Origin of the sequence: Enterococcus gallinarum (genome assembly GCF_021496385.1) — a bacterium.
GTDB classification, from domain to species: Bacteria; Bacillota; Bacilli; order Lactobacillales; family Enterococcaceae; genus Enterococcus_D; species Enterococcus_D gallinarum.
Genome location: NZ_CP050816.1, coordinates 2251661 through 2271588, shown reverse-complemented (window position 1 = coordinate 2271588; position 19928 = coordinate 2251661). Strand labels below are relative to the sequence as shown.

17 protein-coding genes are annotated in these 19928 nt (G+C 37.5%); 13 read left to right on the top strand and 4 right to left on the bottom strand.

The features are described 5' to 3' along the window. Nucleotides 1–90 precede the first annotated feature (90 nt). The 10 genes from HED61_RS11265 (at nucleotide 91) to HED61_RS11220 (ending at nucleotide 13429) form a co-directional block, all read left to right on the top strand. Nucleotides 91–2601 carry a sigma 54-interacting transcriptional regulator gene (locus HED61_RS11265; RefSeq protein WP_219645358.1) on the top strand — a complete coding sequence of 837 codons (2511 nt, stop codon included), beginning with the start codon at nucleotides 91–93 and terminating at the stop codon, nucleotides 2599–2601. A 536-nt stretch (nucleotides 2602–3137) separates the two neighbouring features. Further along, nucleotides 3138–4214: an Ig-like domain-containing protein gene (locus HED61_RS11260; RefSeq protein WP_219645357.1), complete on the top strand. Its 1077-nt coding sequence runs from the start codon at nucleotides 3138–3140 to the stop codon at nucleotides 4212–4214. A gap of 116 nt (nucleotides 4215–4330) precedes the next feature. Continuing rightward, nucleotides 4331–5314 carry an alcohol dehydrogenase catalytic domain-containing protein gene (locus tag HED61_RS11255; protein ID WP_219645356.1) on the top strand — a complete coding sequence of 328 codons (984 nt, stop codon included), beginning with the start codon at nucleotides 4331–4333 and terminating at the stop codon, nucleotides 5312–5314. 607 nt (nucleotides 5315–5921) lie between these two features. Then, nucleotides 5922–6740, top strand: a complete 819-nt coding sequence (locus HED61_RS11250; RefSeq protein WP_195957220.1) for an ABC transporter ATP-binding protein — start codon at nucleotides 5922–5924, stop codon at nucleotides 6738–6740. 15 nt (nucleotides 6741–6755) lie between these two features. Next, nucleotides 6756–7457, top strand: coding sequence for a hypothetical protein (locus HED61_RS11245; protein WP_195957221.1), 702 nt, complete (start codon nucleotides 6756–6758; stop codon nucleotides 7455–7457). 234 nt (nucleotides 7458–7691) lie between these two features. Then, a complete protein-coding gene (locus tag HED61_RS11240) occupies nucleotides 7692–9167 on the top strand; it encodes a helix-turn-helix domain-containing protein (RefSeq protein WP_176333400.1) in 1476 nt (491 codons plus the stop codon). A gap of 134 nt (nucleotides 9168–9301) precedes the next feature. After that, nucleotides 9302–9973 (top strand): WxL domain-containing protein, encoded by a 672-nt coding sequence (locus HED61_RS11235; protein WP_138371919.1) that lies wholly within the window; start codon nucleotides 9302–9304, stop codon nucleotides 9971–9973. After that, on the top strand, nucleotides 9960–11006 hold the full coding sequence (locus HED61_RS11230; protein WP_103300823.1) for a DUF916 and DUF3324 domain-containing protein: 1047 nt from the start codon (nucleotides 9960–9962) through the stop codon (nucleotides 11004–11006). The genes HED61_RS11235 and HED61_RS11230 overlap by 14 nt, the downstream gene beginning before the upstream one ends. A 15-nt stretch (nucleotides 11007–11021) precedes the next feature. Further along, nucleotides 11022–11330 carry an LPXTG cell wall anchor domain-containing protein gene (locus HED61_RS11225; protein WP_103300824.1) on the top strand — a complete coding sequence of 103 codons (309 nt, stop codon included), beginning with the start codon at nucleotides 11022–11024 and terminating at the stop codon, nucleotides 11328–11330. Then, entirely contained in the window at nucleotides 11327–13429 is a 2103-nt protein-coding gene (locus HED61_RS11220; protein ID WP_219645355.1) for a hypothetical protein, read from the top strand. The genes HED61_RS11225 and HED61_RS11220 overlap by 4 nt, the downstream gene beginning before the upstream one ends. Before the next feature lie 615 nt (nucleotides 13430–14044). Here the strand turns inward: HED61_RS11220 and HED61_RS11215 are convergent. The 3 genes from HED61_RS11215 to HED61_RS11205 form a co-directional block, all read right to left on the bottom strand. Further along, nucleotides 14045–14527, bottom strand: coding sequence for a tetratricopeptide repeat protein (locus HED61_RS11215; RefSeq protein ID WP_113850305.1), 483 nt, complete (start codon nucleotides 14525–14527; stop codon nucleotides 14045–14047). A gap of 43 nt (nucleotides 14528–14570) precedes the next feature. After that, entirely contained in the window at nucleotides 14571–14975 is a 405-nt protein-coding gene (locus HED61_RS11210) for a cytidine deaminase (RefSeq protein ID WP_138371916.1), read from the bottom strand. A 196-nt stretch (nucleotides 14976–15171) separates the two neighbouring features. After that, a complete protein-coding gene (locus HED61_RS11205; protein ID WP_230322257.1) occupies nucleotides 15172–15714 on the bottom strand; it encodes a hypothetical protein in 543 nt (180 codons plus the stop codon). Between the two features lie 230 nt (nucleotides 15715–15944). Between HED61_RS11205 and HED61_RS11200 the strand changes: the two genes are divergently transcribed. Further along, a complete protein-coding gene (locus tag HED61_RS11200) occupies nucleotides 15945–16256 on the top strand; it encodes a hypothetical protein (RefSeq protein ID WP_219645354.1) in 312 nt (103 codons plus the stop codon). Nucleotides 16257–16380: 124 nt separating this feature from the next. On the opposite strand, the gene HED61_RS11195 is transcribed toward HED61_RS11200, so the two are convergent. Further along, nucleotides 16381–17235: a LysR family transcriptional regulator gene (locus HED61_RS11195; RefSeq protein WP_138371914.1), complete on the bottom strand. Its 855-nt coding sequence runs from the start codon at nucleotides 17233–17235 to the stop codon at nucleotides 16381–16383. A 116-nt stretch (nucleotides 17236–17351) separates the two neighbouring features. Here HED61_RS11195 and HED61_RS11190 point away from each other — a divergent pair, with 116 nt between their 5' ends. Continuing rightward, entirely contained in the window at nucleotides 17352–18263 is a 912-nt protein-coding gene (locus HED61_RS11190) for an ACP S-malonyltransferase (RefSeq protein WP_219645353.1), read from the top strand. A gap of 5 nt (nucleotides 18264–18268) precedes the next feature. Further along, nucleotides 18269–19915: a malonate decarboxylase subunit alpha gene (mdcA, locus tag HED61_RS11185; RefSeq protein ID WP_219645352.1), complete on the top strand. Its 1647-nt coding sequence runs from the start codon at nucleotides 18269–18271 to the stop codon at nucleotides 19913–19915. Nucleotides 19916–19928: the final 13 nt, after the last annotated feature.

The following is a 19928-nucleotide window of genomic DNA, read 5'->3' as shown; positions in this document are numbered from 1 at the left end:
CAAGAAAGTTTATAGCAGAACTAATTCTCTTACAGAGACGGAGTGACTTTTTTTCTTCTATGCTGTATTTTTTATGGGGGAGGTAAAGATATGCGAAAAGAAACACGAGAACAGATACTACAGCTAGTAGTACAAGAAAAGGCCATGACGACGCAAGAAATTGCCAACGCTATTGGGTTGAGTCGCTCAGCAACCAGCTTGTACTTAAATGAACTGCTAAATCAAAACATCGTAAGTAAAGTTGGAACGAAGCCTGTCTACTGGGAGCTTGTTTCAGATGACACTTTTGTGGAAGACGTCTTTTCTCAGTATATAGGCAGTACTGGTAGTGCAAAAAATGCCATTGAAAAGTGTAAGTCAGCCGTTTTATACCCTCCATTAGGATTGCCCTTGCTCTTACATGGGGCGAGCGGTGTAGGTAAAAGTTTTTTGGCGGAGTTGATTTTTGATTATCTTCAAATGAAAAAATATCCAGGCGCACAAAAGTTTTTGGTCTTTAATTGCGCTGATTACGCGAATAACCCCGAACTATTGTCTTCCATTCTATTTGGGCATACGCGAGGAGCTTTTACTGGAGCAGAAAAGGAAAAAAGCGGACTTTTAGCTTTGGCAGACAATGGGGTATTGTTTTTAGATGAAGTTCATCGACTCTCGCATGAGAATCAGGAGAAGCTTTTTCAATTTATGGATACCGGGAGATTTCGTCCAGTTGGCGAAGAAGCAGAGATGGTCCAAGCAAATGTGCGACTCTTATTTGCGACGACAGAAGCGCCTGAAGAAGTTTTACTGCCTACTTTTTATCGTCGAATTTCAGTAATTGTGGATTTACCTTCTTTTCATGAACGACCCATTTTCGAAAGAGTAGATTTGGTCACCCATTTATTTGAGCGGGAGGCAAAGCGCATCAAGAAAAGTATCGTCATTTCAAATGATGTTTTTTCTGAATTAACCCACCAAGAACTTCCAGGTAACATTGGCAGCTTGTCAAACCAGGTAAGAATGGATTGCGCCAATGCATTACGGATAGCGCCAAACAGTTCAACATTATTTATCGGATCGGACAAGGAACATACTATTCAAATCTCTTATCCACCATCACCAAAGGCAACTTCGGCCAATCTTCATCTTTTGAAGCAGAAACTGATTTCATTACTTGATATAAGTGATTTCATTGTTATGAAAGAAAAGTTACAAGATTTTGATAACAAGTATCTTGAACGAACTATATCCTGGATGAACGATAGTCTTTCAATAAACATTATCACTAGCATTCAACAGCAAAACCGATTAGTGATTGATAATGAGTCTTTGACAGAGGATGCTGCTTCCTTAGTTTGTCGGCTAATACAAGTATTACAAACCGAGACTACTACGAAAAAAATAACAGAGAAACGTCATCTTCTTTCAAAAGAATACCCAAGAACCTTGCTTTTATCAACAAATTTAACAAAGACATTACCCGATGAGATTCAACCAATAGCAAATTTTCTTCTGGCAGTGCTGCTTATTGGCAAAGTTACAGAAGATATTTACTATCAAGCGCTTCTTGTTGCTCATGGAAATACCACCGCTAGTAGCATCCAAGCTGTGGCAAATAAAATGTGCGGTGACTATGTTTTTGATGCCATTGATATGCCTTTGTCTTCTTCCGCAAGAGATATCGTTTTGAAAGTTAGCGATTGGCTATCAGAAAGAGATACTTCTGAAGGGGTTATCATGCTAGTAGATATGGGCTCATTGACACATTTGTATAAAAGTTTAAAACCTCAGATTCTTGGTGAACTATTAGTGATCAATAATTTAACCACCTCTTTCGCATTAGAGATCGGACAGCAGCTAATAAATGGGCATTTTTTTTACGAGATTGCCAAAACGGCAGAGCAGGATTTTGTTACGAATATTCAATATTTTGAAGGGTTTGCTGTAGAAAAGAATGTCATCATAGCCAGTATATCTGGCCGAGACGTCGCCAAACAAATCAAAGCCATTTGCGAGAAATATTTTAATCCTGATATCAAGCTGATTGTATTGAATTATAGTGAACTAGTGAATACATTAGAGCGCGCCTCATCAGAAGAAGGTTACTTGAAAGAAACCGCATTGATCGTAACCACTTCTTACCTAGATAATTCGGCGGCTGTTCCTAGTATCAACTTGATTGATGCACTAGATGAAGATGCAGAGGGACATTTGAATAAACAACTGAAAAACTTGATTCACCCAAGTAGCGTGCCATTATTAGTCAAAGAGTTCATCCATTTTTTCTCAAAAGAAGGACTGTCAGAAAAGCTAGAGTTCCTGAACCCTGATGTCATTATTCGTCAAGTAGAAGATGTGGTAGAGAAGTGCGAGAAAAGGTTCAACTTAAGATTGAATGCAAAAATGAAATTCAACTTGATGATGCATTTGGCGTTGATGGTGGAACGAACAATTCTTGGAGCCGAAGATTATCCTGTACCGGAAGACATCAATAAGTTAAAAATAAACCAGAAACCTTTTTATCAGAATGCACAGATGATTTTTTATACTCTAGAGCAATTTTATAAAATCAAAGTATCGACTTGGGAACTGTATATCGTGTATGAGATTTTGTTAGGATAAAGCTTGATAAAAATGATCAACTGAAACCTTTGAGAATATTCAACAGGTGTTTTTAACAAATTGCATAAAAACGAAAAAAGATCTGAGATGGTAGTTACCGTTCAGATCTTTTTTCTATGGGCTCAGCTATAGATAAAAGGAAAGAGCGTTCCCTTTAACCATTTTTGTTTATTATTTTATTAACAGCATTTTTTCAGCTCCCAAGAAAAACATTGCACTAGAAGCGACAAATTGTTCATGAGAGAATAAAAATATATGGTGATCCACTTTATATTAAAGAGAAAGTTTTAAATGCTCGCATCTCAGACTAATCGAAGTGTTGGATGATTGCGGTAGGTGGAACAATTACGGAACCAATGATAGCTATGATTTAAGAAATTTAGTTATGCAAAGTGATAATTAAAAGATTGTTGTATCAATTGGGAAATGGGAACGTGATGCTTGCCTCTTTGCACAATATGTGATTCTTTCCGACGAAAAGTAACGGATGTACCGATGAAAAATGGAATAACTAAAAAAGATGAAGGAGTATTGATATGAAAAAGAAAGCAAAAATCTATTGTTTACTAGTTCTGGTCGTATTTACAGCTGGATGTATCAGCAAAACTGAAATAGGATTTGCTGAAGAGAAAGGAACAATTTCTGCTAGTTCTGATAGTTCAGCTTTTATTGATTCATTCAAGAATGATTCATCCAAATGTTCAATAGCGGCATCGCAATGTCCAAATTCTGAGTCTTCATCTTCAAGTACTGAAGTTAAAACTAGTGACGAACAACCATCCAATGATAAAAAAACTCTAAATACAACTGAAGATTCGATATCAGAAGAACCAGATGCTGTTTATGAAGGTCCCTTAACCGCAAGTTTTGTTCTAGATACCTATACAACTGGCCAACGAACGTTAGACTTGGAATCAACTAATGCAGCTTTCTTAAAGAATTTTGATTCAGGAAAAGTTGGGAAAATTGTTGGCGGCAGTTTTTCAAAGAAAACAGAGATCGCCCCAACTACGATTGAGGCATTGACCACTGAAAGTACGCAAGTAAGTGGAACGGCTGAACCGAAAGCGGAAATTGTAATCAAAGTGAATGATAACGAAATCGCAAAAGGAACGGTCAACAAAAACGGAAAATATCTGCTGCCAATTCCACAACAAAAAGAAGGGACGAAAGTTGTTGCAGTGGCAACATTGAATGAATTATCATCCGATGCAAGTACAATAGTCAAATACGTTGGACCTCGCTTCGAAATACCAGATACCCTCGATTTCAAAGAGCAAGAAATTCCAGCTTCGGATGAGTTTGTGAATCTGCCAAGTAACCAAGAAATACGAGTGAATGATACTAGCAGTAAAAAGAAGGAATGGTTCCTGTCTGTTCGCGAAGAACAACCTCTGCAGAATAGTCACGGAGATCAGCTAAAACATCGATTGAGCATTGTTGAACAAGAACAGATAACTCAAATCAACTCAACGTACCAACCGGTTTTTGAAGGCAAAGGAGCTGCCAAGATTAAACTCGCAGAATGTATTCGAATGACGGTTCATCCGACAGATCAAAAAGGAACATATGAAGGACAATTAACTTGGACTTTGACAAATGGTCCTCAATAATAAAGTGATTTTCAAAACGAAAACAAAGCTTTTAACGTTTGTTCTTGTTATGCCGCCAAGAACGAACAATAAGTATTCATTTAAGCCGTCATAAGGATAAAAAGGAGATAAGAAACATGAAAGCAGCAGTGATTAAACACATTGGATCGCCGGAAAAAATAGAAATTTTAACGTTGCCAGATCCGAAAATTTCGCCAAATGAAGTTTTGATTGAAGTATGCGGTGTTGCTGTGAATCATGTCGATACCTTTATTCGTTCTGGAAGTTACCAAACACCCATTCCTTTGCCTTTTATTATTGGACGTGATGCAGTAGGAAAAGTCATTGATGCAGGTGAGAAAACCAGGAAGTTTAAAGTGGGAGAATGGGTTTGGACCAATAGCATGGGCTATGGAGGCCGTCAAGGAATTACCAGTACACTCGCTGCCATTCCAGAGGAGCGCTTGTTTCGCGTGCCGGAAAACTGTGATCCATTGCAACTTGTTGCTTCTGTACATTCAGCAGCCACTGCTGCTATTTTGCTGAAGGATGTACTAAATCTATCTGGTGAAAGAACACTATTGATTGAGGGAGGCGCGGGGCATTTAGGAAAGAAGTTGATTCAGATTGCTTGTGACTTAGGTGCTCATGTTTTAACAACGAGCCTTCCTGATTCCTTTGGTGGACTCCGAAGTTTAGGCACCCAAGAGTGTTACAGTTATCATACAGATGATCTAGTTCAGCTGATTCATCAAAAGCATCCTCAAGGGGTCGATTTTGTGATTGATACTTCTGGACAAGTCTCTTTACAAACAAACCTGGACTGCTTATCTGTTAATGGTGTCCTAGGACTCATCACAGCACCGATTCAACCAGCTGCTTTTTCCGTGCAGTCTTTCTATACCCAGAATAAACAAATCAAAGGATTTGTGATTAGTTTAGCTACAATTTCTCAACTTCAGTCTGCTGGGGAACAGATAAATCGCTATTTTGGTCAGGGAAAATTACTGGAAAACAATATTCTCATCAAACATTTTTCCGATGCCTCTTGGGCTCATTCGATCCTCGAAAGAAATGAGGAAAAACGTAAAATCGTTCTAATCCCTGGAGATGAACAATAAAGGAGGACTCTTTCAAATCCGATAATTCATACACGGTGCTAGTTGAAAACCGCTGTTTTTAAAATCTAAAGTAATCATTTTATTAGAAAGGACTGGTTTACATAAGAAAGTAAGCTGGTCTTTTTTATTTTGTCCCTACACGTTCATTTTTATTCGCTTCTCGCGAAATTTATTAAACTAGAAAAATTTTGCCTATCATGGGAAAATAATTTTTGGTCGATTTTGGACCCTAGTTTCTGTAATAAGTTGTACAAAGAGAAAATGACAATTTTTCATTAAAAGAGGTTATCAATTGACGTTTCTTAAAGATCGTCTCATCATATAATTAAGACATCACTGTTTATTCATAAAAGGTATAAAAATTAAAAGGCCTGATTCTAAAAAATTGTTGTGGGAACTTTCATGTCTTTAGATTGTAGATGAGGGTTATTTTTTTCCTCTCAAGAAGGTAATGGCGGACTTATCCGCTTCAGAAAGAAAACATTTCTTTCTAAAGCATTAGGAATTACAAGTCTGAACAAGTTAGCGGAAGAAATATTTTAAGAAATTCGTTTAAAAGGCGTGATTTTAACGGTTGGTGATAGTAAATGAAAAGGAAGTGGGTAGAATGGAATTAAAACAAATTTCTAAAACGATTGAGAACAAACCGATTTTGAACAATATCGACCTCGACGTTCGACCGGGAGAAATCGTTGGTTTGATCGGTCCGAATGGTGCGGGTAAGACCACCACGATGAAGATAATGAGCGGTTTAACGGTTAACTATACAGGGGAAGTGACTGGCGATGAACGAGTGGGGATGTTGATTGATGGACCAAAGTATTTTCCAAACAAGACAGCAAGAGAAAACTTATCTTATTTTCAGGCTATGTCTAATGATAGTTACCCGCTAGAATATATCGAATCGCTTTTTAACATGGAAGGCTATCAAAACAAAAAGGTAAAGAACTTCTCTTTAGGCATGAAGCAACGTCTAGGGATGGGAATCGCACTCATTAATAAGAATGATTTATTGATTCTGGATGAACCGATGAACGGTCTTGATCCAGATGGAATTCAAGCAACCATTGACACACTGAAACACCTTGCGAAAGATTTAAATCTCTCGATAATCATATCGAGCCATATTTTAAGAGACTTAGAGAAACTTTGTGACAGAGCTTATTTCATCAAGAATGGCGAAATTGTCTATCATGCGGAACTCGGCGCAAAAGAGCGTTATCAATTTGTTTTCTCAAAAGAAGACATAGTCAACGTTGAGAAATTGATCGGCCAAATTGGAGAATATGAACAATTGAATGAAACCTTTATCGTAGACGCTTCGGTAAGAGTTGAATTAATGAAATTACTTGTTCGTTTTGATTTATTTCCAACTGAAATAAAAAAATACCAATCAAATTTGGAAGAGCTGTATTTTTCAATGTAGGAAGGAGAAAGAATGATGAATGTATCCGTATTAACAAGAAAAGATATTCGAAGACGCGTCGTCTCTTTTGGCAGCAAGTATTTAATTGCAGTTAGCCTGGTTTGTTTAGCATTGCCATTCCTAAACTATTTCATGGGAGATCCTTTGGATTTCACTGATTATCTGAGCGCGGTTAACTTTATTTTCCCTATTTTATTGCCTATACTAGCTGTTAATTTCCTAATAGACGATCAAAACACGCATATTGGCGATTTCTTCTTTAAAACAAAGAAAGGCAGAAGAAACTATCTTCTTTCGCTTTTGCTCTCTGCATTTGCTCTAGGTATTGTGGCAGGAATGTTATTATTGATTTTTAGTTTAGTCTTTCAATTTGGCTTTCAAGTGACAGTTCCCTGGGAACCAGTTCTGCTTTCGATAGGGGCTTATCTCTTGTGTCCGCTTTTCTATTTGAGCATTGCGTTGATTTTAGCGTTTTTTGTTAAATACGAAGGGGTAACACTGATGACCATCACGATTTTATTGCTGATCCTGTTACCAATTTTGATCTCGATTGGTGCTGCCAATATCGGGCTTTCTTTTCTATTTGAGACACCATTGTATTTACTTAGTTTTTTAGGAGTAGGGTCCTTTGCAGCAATCGATCTTGTGTATACAGCGTTTATGATCCTTATTCTTTATCTGATAGCTAATTGGAGAATCAAAAAGATTGATTTCTAAATGGGGGCTTCAGCAAAAAACTTAGCGTGACAATATATGTTCATAGACGAATGAACATCAGTCTGTAAAAAGATTTTTTAAATGATTAATTTCAGTATTCGCCTACGTCCATAAGATATGTAGGTGATTTTTTTAAGTTCCAGAAGCTGTTATTTTTCTCTGACCTTACTTGATCGGCTAGAATGAAGAACTTCAGAGAATAGCAAATAATTCAAAAGATTTGAGGTGCGAACAATGCAAACTTTTTTAACAAAAACATCCTTGAAGAAAATCGTTCTACTAGATTATTTACTTGAACAGAACACTCCCTGTGAAATCGACGAATTAAAAAAGATCCTCCATGTAACAGATCGATCAATCTTAAATTATATAGACGAACTAACAGAATTATTCGAAAAATATGATAGCAAAATCTTGTTGCTGAATGATAATAATAAACGATTTCAAATCCAAAAAGAAGAAGATTTTCCGATATACACTATCTATCTTCATTTTTACAAAGCATCCTATAATTATCATTTGATTCAGTTCATGTACAATCACCCAGAAAAAACCTTGAAAGACTTTGCTGAAAAACAATTTACTAGTGTCTCGACTGTTCTTCGTTATGCGAAACTTCTTGAACAGTACTTTAATCGTTACCGAATACATTTCCATCCATATCGATTGCAATTAACTGCAGATGAGAGAAAAATCCGCAGCTTTTTCTATTACTTCTATTGGAATGCTACTAGAGAAAATGGTGACAAATGGCCTTTCCAAACAACTTTAAGCAAAATAGAGCATCTGATAAGTTCTTTTGAAAAAAACTATCAGATCACATTAGAACCTTTACAAAAAAGAGTCTTTTCTTATTGGCTGGCGATCAATTTAGAGCGAAGTCAAATCAAAAAGGTCGTTGTCACTGTTGATGATCAGTCAGTGATCCAAGCAGATCCTAATTTTGAGCGATTGCAAAAATGGAACAATCAGTCAGGTTTGTTTCTTGATGAAAATGAACTCTTTTTTCTTTATCAAGTAATTTATTCTTTTGGTATTATCGATGGAAATAGCCAATATGAAAATAGTTATGCTACTGTTCAAAAAAAACATCAAACCCGTTCTTATAAAATTGTTTTACATTTGGATAAAGTATTAAGAGAGATGTTTAAGTTTAATCTAGCAGTTGATGATCAAGAATTAATTTTTAATTTTATTGCGTTTCATGAGCGTAGTTCCTTTTTCTTTGGAAATACGGATCTTTTTTTTAATCGTTCCTACATCGATGAAGTAAAAGAAGAAAGCCCAAAGAAATATCGCATTATTGAAGAATTCCATCAGCGATTGACTGACACAACAGATCAAGATTTAGCACTTCTTTTGCAGAACTGGGAACAATTATTCTTAAATTATTATTTTATTCTCGATTACTACGATCTTTTCTCATTTTATATTGATCCGATAAAAATTTTAGTTCATGATGATTTGCATCATACTCACCGGCTGTGGTTGATGAATAAAATCAATGCGCTTTTCGGACATTCTTATACCTTTGCATTTTATGATTACCAAACAAATATTAGGGAGGTTGATTTAGTGATTTCAAATTACTACTTCAACACTGGTGAAATTCCATTGATTTTAATGAAAAACATTCCTACAGAGCGCAACTGGCGCCAACTTGGAGAAGTGTTATTTCAGTTAACAACTATCAAAGCAAGTTTGCGTTAAACGCAGATTTGCTTTTTTAAATCGTAATTTCTTCTCGAAACAAGAAAATTCTTGAACTAGAAAAAGCAATCCGGGCATGGCAAAATATTCTTAGATCTTAATTAGATCAATTATTATTTAGGAGGAATTACAAAATGAAAAAAACTTTGGTTGCTACAACCGCGCTAGGACTACTCGCACTTAGCGCAACAAGTATGACTGCTTTAGCAGACAGTCAAGAAAGTCCTTTGACAAGCATTACGAACAAAACTGACGTAACATTTACACCTGGATCAGGAGAAGATGTAGACCCAATCGTTCCTGATGATACCCATGATGACGATCCAAGCACAGGAGATACCGGTTCATTATCGATTCCTTTCGCTTCGAACATCACATTTGGTCAACATGAAGTCTCTCAAGGAGACGAAACGTACTTTGCATTGAACCAAAAACCACACGTACAAGTAAACGACACCCGGGGCGGAGCAAAAGGTTGGTCACTTGGTGTGACATTGAAACCATTTGTTGGTGAAAATGGGAACGAACTAACTGGAGCCAAAATGACATTGTCTAATGGTAAAGTTGTCACTAAAAACAACAAATCTCCTATGCCTAAGATGGCAGACACATCATTCGAATTGAATGAACAATACCAAGACTTAATGCTTGCTAAAGAAGGGCAAGGTGCTGGTGGCTTTGCTGCTGTTTTTGAAGGGGAAGACGGCAATAACCAAAACGTGAAGCTTTATGTTCCACGAGCAGGAGTTGAGGCACAAGCTTATACAGCAGATCTAACGTGGGTGTTAACTGATGCGCCAGCCTAAGAATCACGGAGGATGGGGAATAGCATTCTCCATCTTTTTTATTTTTTCTATTTTCTTCTTGTTAGGTACATCTCCCTTAAATGGCTTTGCTGAGGACGATTCGAAAACAGACAATAAAGTTTCTTTTGATGCACAAGCTGTTTTACCGGAAAATCAACAATCAGAAGCAAGTTATTACGATTTGAAAGTTGCTCCTGGAAGTTCACAAAAGTTAGTTCTTAAACTGCGAAATACCAGTACAAAGGACATCAAGGTCAATGTAGAAGCAAACAATGGAGTAACCAATCAGAATGGGGCAATTGACTATTCTAAACATGGGGAAAAACTTCTTGGAGGACCTTCTTTTGAAGAACTGATTTCAAAGTCACAAAAAATCTCCTTAAAACCGGAAGAAGAAAAAGATGTTACTTTTGAACTGAAAATTCCTAAAGCAGGGTTCGATGGAACTGTGCTAGGCGGATTTTATTGCTATGAAGACACGGAAGGAAAAGAAGAACAATCCAAAGGGTTTACTCTAAACAACAAATTTGCCTATACGATTGGAGCGAAATTGATTTGTTCTGGTAAAAAAGTGCAACCAGACTTTGCTTTGACAAAGGTTACGCCGGGTTTAGATAATGGCTATTTAACAGTTTTTGCTGACCTGGAGAATTCGCAACCTATACTCATGAGCAAATTGGATATGCATGCTACGGTCACTAAAAAAGGCCAAAAAGATGTGCTAAAAGAAATGAATAAAAAAGTCTCTTTTGCTCCTCGGACTAAATTCAGTCTGCCAATCAGCTGGAACAATGATCCATTAAAAAAAGGAACCTATGAATTAGTCATTGATTTGAAAAATGACGAAGGAAAAACATGGCAATTGAAGAAAGACTTTGAAATCAAGGGGAAAGATGAAGAACTTAACACGAAAGCAGTCGAAGTAAACAAAGAAAAAGACAACACCTTCATTTATGTGATTGCTGCACTGTTCTTAGTGATCATTCTGGTATTAGTCGGCTATATTTACAATATGAAACGTAAAAAGCAATAGAATGGGGGAAGAACAATGAAAAAAATCTTTAGTCTATTCTTATTGATGGTATTACTTGGGGGAGCAGTATCAGTATCAGCAAGTGAACAAGTCAAAAGCGAAGTAGGAATCTCTTTCTATCAGCCTACCAATAAAAATCAAGTAATCCCAATGGAAAAAGTAGCTGTTGGGGATAATGGTGTGGCTGTAGGACCTAAAACATTGCCAAAAACTGGAGAAGAAAGACCGTTTTTCTTACAAGGATTCGGTGTACTATTACTAGGCACAGCTATTACGCTTTACTTATTGAAGAAGAATCAGAAGGATAAAAGGGATGCTTTATGAGAAGATATAAGCATCTAATCTACTGGTTGATACTATTTTCCGGCATTTTTTTAGGTGCAGTTACAGCAGAAGCTGCACCAAGACCTTTAACTGATCTAGGCTACTTTCATTGGGCCAATCAATCAGTGACACCAGCTGAGAATACATTTGTCATGCACTACAATGATCGTTTGTCAGTTACACCTCTAGAAGGAAAAGCGAGTAAGAGTTTCATAGAAGTTAACCGAAATACGAATCGAAGTAAAGCATTAGTAAAAAATGTCGGCTTCTATAAAGGGCAAGAAGTTAATCTGATGATAACACTTGAAAGAAATAAAGGAAATCTAGATGGAGGATCGATTTATTTCACGAAAAAAGATTTTTTGCGAATCTATATTTATGGGGAAATGATCGTTAACTATGATTTTTTGGATAAAAACGGGAACCCACTATTTTTGGAAACAACTTTAAATTATTATGGCTTAAATCAAAATAAATATGTCGGCTTTTTGTCTCCAAGTTCTCTGATCAAAGGATTGTACGCCAACAATCCTACAAATGTCAGGTATGATGTTTGGGATGGAGGAGCAGATGATTATTGGGTATATTTCAAAAATCCAGCAGGCGGCGGGGAATGGGCAGTTGATCCAAGGCAAAGTTTTGAAATAACTACCAAGGCGATTTCTAGTATGAAATTTGTGATCCATAATAATGATGCCACTACTTCGTCGGTAAAGTATGATACCAAATTTTTAGCAAAACCAGAATTTCCTGCTGCATACGGCGTTCAATCATCTTTTAAAAAAGCAAATCAGGATGTCTACTTGAAAGCGCAGCAAACTATTCCAAATATAGAAAATTGGCAAAAAAATAATTCTATCCAAGTTTCTTTCAATTTAAAAGATATGTATGATACAAAACAATATTCCATCAGAAATGCCAAAGTCGTCAATTTTAGCGGGGAAGATGTGACAAAATATTTTACCATTGAAAATGTTTCAGATAGTGATGTTATCAGTTTTAAAATTAAAGATTTTAATTCCCCAGAGTTATATGATACTGTTTTGTCCTATTTTGTAGATCTAACATGGGAAGGTGCATCATCCCCAGTAAATGTTGACCTCGTCAAAGAGGGGAAGCTATCACTGCCGTTTAGCACTCAAACATTCCGAAATGAGCAAAAAATAGGAGAGCATCCTGGAGAATCTTTGGTGAATTATCTAGGGAAAGTGACTGTCCCTTTCCTAGATGAGAATGATAATATTTTGCAGGCGCCATTTGTTAAAGAGGGGATCGTTACAACCTCCTTTGATTTTTCTGATGAATATCCGCAAATAGAAGGGTACTATCCAATAAAAAGGACAGAAAAAGATAGAGGACTTTTTTTGCCAGATGAACAAGTGATTGCTCATTATTACAAAAAAGGACAACCTTTACACTTTGAACTTCTTAATAAAGAAAGTCCCCTACTGGTCTCAAGGTTTAACAACAAAAGGGAGTTAGCTATCCAATACTCTCAAGACCCTTCAAAAGAGAAAGCGTCAACTCTCTCTTTCGTTGCCAAGTATCAGGATGAAGAAAAAGTTGTAAAAGAAATTCCGTCTGCTCCTCAAAAAGGGGCTGCTAAAATTACCTTCGCATTTCCTGAAGAATGGATTGGTCATGAGGTTTCTTTTTACATGAAAGATACAGATGGTCAAGAATCGAATATGGAAACGCGGATCATCGAAAAGGAAAAAGGCCCTAGCTTATCTCTTCCCGATGAAATCAGTTTCGGTGAAGTTGCTATTCCTACAGAGGACAAAGTCGTCTTTCCAATTACTAAAGATAAGGCACAAATCGAAGATCATAGTAAGCTAGATCGAAGTCGCTGGAAAGTGAAAGTCAAAGAAGAACAACCACTTACGAACGAAGATCAAAAAATACTAGCTCAGCGTTTAATCATAAAAGGGAATAAGACGGACTGGCAAATCAATGCTGATAACCAAGAAATCTGGTCAGGAAGTGGAAGTGCTTCTTTTGATTTATCGAAAGATCTAAAATTGGCTGTCCATCCTTCTGATAATATAGGAAGCTATCATGGTTCTCTACGCTGGACCTTTGAAGATGCACCAGACTAGGTAATTTGAGCAACAAAATCCATCGCTAAATATTAGAGGAACATTGGCTCCTTAATAATTAGTGATGGTAGAGAAAAAAACTTTAAAATTTTGGTAAGACAACATTATTGACCCAGAGTCAGATAATGTTGTCTTGTTAATTTGCCTCAAGAAAAGGAGAATCAACAATCTTCTTGTGTTGATATGTCAGAATATCTTAGCGCTACAACTAAACGATCATCATTTAAGATCAGAATAGGTAGGTGACATGAAAAATTATAAATTTTTTTTGGTTCTTTTTTTAGCCGGGTTGCTTTTGAATTTGGGACTATCTATTCTAATCGATAGACCTTTCAAATGGTGGATAACTGGGGGGCTTATTTATAGGTTTTTCAGTTGCTTACCATGTTAGTTCAGAGAACAAAAAAACTACAGAGAAAGGTACTCCTAGTAAGTAAGATTACTATCGCAAGACCAAATGACTTTTTGCTAAAAAACTTGGTATTTTCACTTAGAAAGACTGGCACTTTACCAATAAGGAGTAATAGTTGTGTGAGATCATTTCTGATTCAACTAGTTCCATAAATTCTATAGAAAAAGGACTAGCTGTTTCGCTAGTCCTTTTTCTACGGAATTCTATTCCCAAGTTTGATTCATTTTGTCAGCATAAAAAGCAATCGCTTTGTGATAATCTCTGATATTTTGATCCGATGAAGTTTGTGCCAGCAGTTCTAATAAAATCTGATTGGATTGGCTGTATTGCTGAAGGTTAAATAGAGCCATCGCATAAAACACCTTTAGCGCATTATTAGTCGGGAATTTATCTTGTGCTTCACTTAAAACTTGTTCCGCTTTTTGATAGTTCCCTAAAGCCCGGTAAGTACTGCCTAATCCCAGGTAGGCTTCTTCCAGATCTGGCTCAGTCAATCCTAATTGAATCGCTCGTTCATAATAAGGCACCGCTTGAGATTCTTTTCCTAAGACATCAAAGCTCCAAGCAATTTGATAATTTAGATAGGCATTCTCAGGATTAGTTGGATAGATTTTTAGCAATAAGTCATTTGAATCTTGAAATTTTCCAGCTTTTCTTAACTGGATGGCTGTTTCGATTATATTCATTTGGTTTTCCATCATCTGTTATAAACACCCTTCGATTATATCCTTATTTCTGATAAGCCTCAAGCCAATGATGAGGCTGTAAGCTTCTCAATTCTGCAAATTCAATCCTGTCAACATCTTTTGTGGTCAATGCACACAACACATCACCACCCCAAAGAGCCAGCCGTTCTTGACATATGCCGCAGGGAGAAAGAATTTTGAAGGGAGCATTTTCGTCCTCTCGAACCAAACAGAGGGTATGGGTGATTCGTGCATTCATTTTAGCCGCTTCCAACATACAACCTAGTTCCATACACACACTGGAACCGGCATTCGGAAAGTCTGGCGAGATGCCAATTACTATTTCATCAGTATCTAAATAGGCACCGGCAACACCACCCCAACCTGTCGGATACCGCTGAAGTAACTCCGATTTAACCGTTTCAAAAAGTCTTGTTTCAGCTTTCATAAAAATCTCCTTTTCTTAATCGTGTCCTAGAAAAGCTTCTTTAGCGCTAAAAAGTAGAAGGGGACAAGCTTATGAAAGGAGAAATGCTTAGTTCGCCTCTACTTTTATGTGGCACTCTCTTTAAGTACTAAACCCATTTAAATAAGAAACTTCTAAAGAAAATCAAACAGGCAATGTTGCTGTTCGCCTTCTTTTATTAACTGGCTGTTCCGTATTCCCGATGCAGTTTACTGATTCTTTGTTTCTGCTTATCTGTCAGGTGCGGTAGGTTTTCTAACTTGGAGAACAGAGCAGGCAATGCCTCAAGAGGGGTAATTTGAGCAACACGCATCGCATTTTGAAGCATAATCAGCAAGTTGCTGATTTTTTCAGTTTCAATCATCCGCAGGTAATCGTCTTTGATATTTGAAAACTTATTCTCAACATCACAAGCAACTAAATGACTGACCAGATCATGGGCGATTCGTCGATGATAGGAGTTTTTATGGGCATGCAGTTGCCAAAAATCCTCCCAGTATGGATAAAAAAGTGTTGGTTCTAACAGAGAAGCTCGTTCAATAATCAAGTAACTATTGAAATAATAATTAATGTGATTCTTGCCATCAATGACATTTTTAACTAATTTTTCTCTTAACGAGTGGTCCAGCAAAGTGCTTTTTATATACGGTGTTGGGTCAAAACTTGTCGTATCAAATTTTGATTCAATCATTTCATAGGTAAACCGTTCCGAGTAAGTCATAACAGCGCTCCTTTATAAGTAGTTGAGAGAAGTGAATCACTATTGTGGATTACTATTATAGTATCAAAGAATGAAAAGAATTACTTAAAAAAATTGATCTTCTTCAATTAGCCCTTTTTGTTCTCTTTACTATTGAAGGATTTGATTGGAGATGACAAAAATGATAGTTACTGACTGGCATTTTTCGTGCTATATTGTGTAAACCCTATTAGTGAAAGAAGGAATTCTCGATGCCAGTCATCGCTATTTTAATTGATTTGATTACTTGTGCTAGCTACTTTTTTCAATTGCATTCCATACCGTCACAATCCTTGTACTTGTTGGGAATGATCTTACAAGTATTCTTTGCCCTCATTTTATTGATTATCGCTTTCACCTATAGCGGTAAAAAATTTGCTCGTATCCAGCCCCATCTTTTTTACCGGGTCGTTTCTATTAGGTATGGGATTATTTTGGTCTCTACATTCATCAACGGAGCAGTCCTGTTTTTGTATGTCCTGAATTACTTAGGTATCAATGATGTAGTCTTTTCCAACTTCTAATCAAGCAAAACAGTAAAAATCACAAAAAAAATCCACTCGTATAAAGTGGATTTTTTTTGTGATTTTCATTTAAATTAGGTGGCAGACGAAAAGGCAATTAGCACTTCGTCTTTTTATTTCGATCTTAGGAGAGATAAAACTCTTTCAACGTTTTCGCGATCATTTTTGCGATGGGATGGCCCTCGGTAAAGCTGGAAGACAGATAAATCGTACGAGAGAGCGGGAAATCATCCAAGGTGCGCAATACGAATGGGGCACTTTCTTTGTAGCCCCAGGTCACTTTAGGAAAGAAGGTGATCCCTAATCCCTGATTGATTAATGAACGCAATGTTGCCGGATCATCTGTGGTGGCGCCAATACTCAAAGCAATTTTCCTTGATTCAAATGCTTCATCAATAGTACGTCGTAATGGTGTATTCGATACCAGCATGATTAACGGCAAATCAACGATATCAGCGGTCAATAGCGCTGCTTTTTTCGCTAATGGATGATTTTTAGGAATGGCCAACAAAATCGGTTCGGTAAAAATGGGTAAATTCGTCATTCCAGTTTTCGGTTCAGAAGTAATGTAAAAGACCCGACCTTTTTCCTTTTCTGCTTTTCCGTGTTGTTTGATTGAAAGTTGAATATCTGGGTGCTTCTCAACAAAAGTTTTGACCAAATTGGGAATTGATACCGAGGCAACTTCAGAATAGATCGTGATGGAAGGAATGATTTCTTCATTAAGAGATCGAATCGCTTCTAATCCCTGGTCATATTGTTCCAGTGTTTTAGTGACATAAGGGTAAAATTCTTCCGCATACATCGTCAGTTCAATGTGACGGCCAGTATGATAGAACAAAGGCACGCCTAAATCACTTTCTAAATGTTTCATGGCCCGGCTCAATGCCGGTTGCGAAATATACAGTTCTTGCGCAGATTGAGTAATATTTTTAGATTCCGCGACTTTTTGGAAATAACGTAAATGTTCGAGGTTCATAGGACACTCCTTATTCCATACCTTTTTGTTATGGATACTCATCAAATTGGTATTTTTTATTATAACAAACTTTGACTAGAATAACAGTGTAAGAGAAATTGTTAAGGAGGTTCTTCATGAGTACAGGTTTCTTATTCCCAGGTCAAGGCAGTCAAACAAGCGACATGTTGCATGATGTACCAGATGATTACTTCATTCGCTTGGAACAAGCTACTGGCTATCAATTGAAAAAGGCATCGAACATTGAAAATGACACTGTCTACATTCAATTAGCTATGCTTGTCAAAGCTGCTTATTATACCGACCAGATCAAGAAAGCAGGCATTTATCCTGATTTGGTCGCAGGTCATTCAATCGGCGCTTTTTGCGCAGCATTGGCTAGTGAATGTCTGAGCTTTGAAAATACTGCCAGTCTGGTCTATCATCGAGCGACACTGATGAAAGAAGCGTATCCTACGGACTATGCGATGGGTGTAATCGTTGGGCTGACAAGATCAGAAGCGGAAAAGGTAGTTGCAGAAAGTTTTGACATCAATTTTCCCGTGTATCTATCTAATGAAAATTGCCCAATGCAACATACCTTATCTGGACATATCAAGGGTTTGCAGCAAGCATTAGACCATGCGAAAACGTATCATGCCCAGACCGCAAAGCTACTAGCAGTTCCTGTTCCATCTCATTGTGAATTGATGGACGAAACCGTCAAAAAGTTTGAGCCCTTCTTGCAGAACGTCACGATCAATTCGCCAGCTTGTCCTTATGTCAAAAATATTGACGGACGATTGACAACTGATCCAGCAGAGATCCGCAAAGATCTGTTACAAAATATTGCTCATCCAGTGCAATGGAACAAAATGATGGATGTCATAAAAGAAATGGGAACCGATATCGCTCTTGAATTTCCTCCCGGCAATACCTTAACAAAGCTGATTCATGCGAAATTTGGTGAAAACAAGGTGATCCGAACCATCAACTTGGACCAACACGGTATTGATGATGCCATATTCCTATATCAAAAATGGAGATGAACACAATGGAAAAACCAGCAAGAAACTGGGCCAGCAAACGCGAGCAAAAAGCCCAAACAATGAAAAAAATCGAACATTTGCTTGATGGAAAATATGTACCAACTGAAACCATTATCGAAGTGTTAGAAACGGTTATTCAACCAGGTGACAAAGTCGTTCTAGAAGGAGATAACCAAAAACAAGCAAGCTTCCTTTCAAAAAGTTTGGAACAAGTCAATACAGATAAAGTCAATCAATTGCATATGATCATGTCGAGTATTTCTCGTCCAGAACATTTAACTATTTTTGAAAAAGGCATCGCAGCAAAAATCGATTTTTCATACGCTGGTGCGCAAAGCACACGTGTCGCTCAAATGATCGAAGACGGCACAATGAAATTAGGCGATATTCATACTTATTTAGAATTATACGGACGTTTGTTCGTTGATTTGATTCCTAATGTCGTTCTTGTCGCTGCAGACAAAGCCGATAAACAAGGGAATCTTTATACAGGCTACAATACAGAAGAAACACCAACTATCGTTGAAGCTGCTGCTTTTAAAGATGGCATCGTCATCGTGCAAGTCAATGAAGTGGTAGACGAATTGCCACGGGTCGATATTCCAAGTGATTGGATCGACATCGTTGTCTTGGCTGATCAACCTTATCAATTAGAAGCATTATTTACTAGGGACCCTCAAAACATCACCGAATTACAAATCTTGATGGCAATGATGGCATTAAAAGGAATTTATGCCGAACATGAAGTTCAATCATTGAATCATGGGATTGGGTTCAACACTGCCGCGATCGAACTACTTTTACCAACCTATGGCGAAACGTTAGGAATCAAAGGGAAAGTTGCTAAAAACTGGGTCTTAAATCCACATCCAACAATGATTCCTGCTATTGAATCTGGTTGGGTCGAAAGCATTCACAGTTTTGGCGGCGAAGTAGGAATGGAAGAATATATTGCTGCTCGTCCAGATATTTTCTTTGTTGGGAAAGACGGTACGATGCGTAGTAACCGTGCTTTGTCGCAAACAGCTGGACAATATGCGGTTGATATGTTCATCGGTTCCACTCTGCAATTGGATTATGAAGGAAATTCTTCAACCGTAACCAAAGGACGTTTATCTGGTTTTGGCGGTGCGCCAAACATGGGTCATAACCCTGGCGGTCGTCGTCACTCAACACCGGCATGGCAATCATTGCGTGACGAAAAGGATCCATTAGGCAAAGGTCAAAAATTAGTTGTTCAAATGGTCGAAACTTACAGCTCAAACAAAAAACCTGTCTTTGTTGAAACACTAGATGCATTGGATGTTCAAAAACAAGCGGGATTAGCCAACGCCCCTGTAATGATCTACAGTGATGACACAACTCATATTGTGACCGAAGAAGGAATTGCTTACCTTTATAAAGCCACTTCTAAAGAACAAAAACAAGCAGCAATCGCAGCAATCGGCGGTGTCACCCCATTAGGTATAACGAGTACCAAAGAATCATTGGATCAATTGCGTGCTGCTGGCATTGTAAAATTACCAGAAGATCTTGGTATCAAACGCAGCGATGCGAAACGTTCATTACTAGCTGCGCAAACCGTGGATGATTTGATTGAATGGTCTGATGGCTTGTATCAACCACCTATGAAATTTAGAACTTGGTCATAAAGGAGAGAAGAAT